Raw genomic sequence first — 2,018 nt, forward strand, 5'->3', positions numbered from 1 at the left:
GCCGACCTGCCCGCCGGCGGGACACGCCTGCTGCAGGAGGCGGTGGGCTACGTGACCACCGTGAAGCGTGGTGTCGCCACCGTGGAGCACGGCGAGCTCACGGGCGAGCGCCCCGGCACCCTCCAACGCGGACCGCAGCCCCTGGCCTGAGCCACCGGGCGAGGTCGGCCGGCGAACCCCGCGCTACCATCACTAGATAACAACCGTTATCACAGGGGATCCCACGAATGACCGACACCGTGCCGGAGACGAAGCGACCGCCTGTCGAGGATTGGGCGACCGACTTCGACCACACGCACCCGGACTACGCCGCCAACGCGCCGGAGATCTGGGACGACCTGCGGGAGCGCTGCCCGGTGGCCCACACCGAGCGCTTCGGCGGCGCCTGGCTCCCGACGAAGGCTGCCGACGTGCGGGCCATCGCCGAGGACACCGACCGCTTCACCAGCCGCGGCATCATCATCAACGACTTCCGACCCGAGCTCGACATCGCGCCTCGCGGCTACGCCCCGCCGATCACATCGGACCCGCCCTTCCACGCCGGGGCCCGCCGCCTCCTGCTCCCCCCGTTCGCCCCCAAGCAGATCGAGGCGTGGGAGCCCATGGCCCGGGCCTGCTGCCGCGAGCTGCTCGACGAGGTCGAGGCCGAGCTCGCCGCCGGCGGCGACGTGGTGGATGCCGCCACCGCCTACGCCCAGGACATCCCGGTGCGGGTCATCGCCGCCATGCTCGGCCTGCCCCAGGAGGACGGCGACAAGTTCCGCATGTTCATCCACCGGATCCTGGAGACCCCGGGCCAGCACGACGACATCGACCCGAGCGAGACGCTGGTCGCCTACCTGAGCGAGAAGATCCGGGAGCGTCGCGAGAGCGGTGCCGACGGCGACGACCTCATCTCCTACCTGCTCACGGTCGAGGGCACCGACGGCAACCGCCTGAGCGACGAGCACGTGTTCGGCACCATCGCCCTTCTGCTCATCGCCGGCATCGACACCACGTGGTCGGCCATCGGCGCCAGCCTCTGGCACCTGGCCCAGCACCCCGACGACCGCCGCCGCTGGGTCGAGGACCCCGATGTGCGCATCTTCGCCATCGAGGAGTTCCTCCGCTTCTACGCCCCGGTCACCATGGCCCGCCTCGCCGCCGAGGACACCGAGGTCGGCGGTTGCCCGGTGAAGAAGGAGGACTGGCTCCTCCTCTCGTTCCCGTCGTACAACCGCGACCCGGAGGCCTTCGAGCAGGCCGACGAGTTCGTCATCGACCGGGCCCGCAACCGGCACTCGGCCTTCGGCCTCGGCATCCACCGCTGCCTCGGCTCGAACCTGGCCCGCCTCGAGCTCACCGTGGCCATCGAGGAGTGGATGGCGCGCTTCCCCGACTTCGAGCTGGCCGATCCCGGCACCGTGCGCTGGTCCACCGGCCAGGTCCGCGGGCCGCGCTGCCTGCCGGTGCGCGTCCTCGGGCACGGCGCGGCATGAGGATCGCGTACGACCGCGACGCCTGCCAGGGCCACAACCGCTGCTACCAGCTGGCCCCCGAGCTGTTCGACGTGGACGAGGAGGGCTACGCCGTCCTGCTCGTCACCGGCGAGGTCCCGGCCGAGCTCGAAGAGAAGGCCCAGCTCTGCGCCGACAACTGCCCCGAGTTCGCCATCGAGGTCGAGGCGTAGTCAGCCCAGCTCGATGAAGATGCACTCGCCCGGGCACAGCTCGGCCGAGTCGATCACCCGAGGCTGGAAGTCCGGTGCCACCGGCACCATCGAGCCCGCTCCACCCGGGTCGTTCCCGATGTCCATGCCGTCGCGCACGTAGGCGATGCCGTCCTCGAGGATGACGAAGATCTCGGGGCAGTGGTCGGTGCAGAGGCCGTCGCCGGTGCAGAGGTCCTGGTCGATCCACACGTGCACCCGGCCAGCGTAGGGTCGGCCCCACCATGATCCACGCCGACGAGATGGCCACCGTCTGGGTGGTGCGGGCCGGGCCGAAGGACCGTCTGGTCCGCTCGTTCCTCGACGACGG

3 protein-coding genes are annotated in these 2,018 nt (G+C 70.9%); 2 read left to right on the forward strand and 1 reads right to left on the reverse strand.

Features of this window, described 5'->3' with window-relative positions:
* Positions 1-227 precede the first annotated feature (227 nt).
* Both VMN58_09640 and VMN58_09645 read left to right on the forward strand, forming a co-directional pair.
* Positions 228-1,478, forward strand: a complete 1,251-nt coding sequence (locus VMN58_09640; protein ID HUF33455.1) for a cytochrome P450 — start codon at positions 228-230, stop codon at positions 1,476-1,478.
* Positions 1,475-1,669, forward strand: a complete 195-nt coding sequence (locus VMN58_09645) for a ferredoxin (protein ID HUF33456.1) — start codon at positions 1,475-1,477, stop codon at positions 1,667-1,669. Before VMN58_09640 ends, VMN58_09645 begins: the two co-directional genes overlap by 4 nt.
* Here VMN58_09645 and VMN58_09650 read toward each other — a convergent pair whose 3' ends face one another.
* Positions 1,670-1,906 carry a ferredoxin gene (locus tag VMN58_09650; protein HUF33457.1) on the reverse strand — a complete coding sequence of 79 codons (237 nt, stop codon included), beginning with the start codon at positions 1,904-1,906 and terminating at the stop codon, positions 1,670-1,672. It abuts the gene before it with no gap.
* Between the last annotated feature and the right edge of the window lie 112 nt (positions 1,907-2,018).

This window comes from Acidimicrobiales bacterium, from assembly GCA_035512495.1.
Lineage (GTDB): Bacteria > Actinomycetota > Acidimicrobiia > Acidimicrobiales > CADCSY01 > DATKDW01.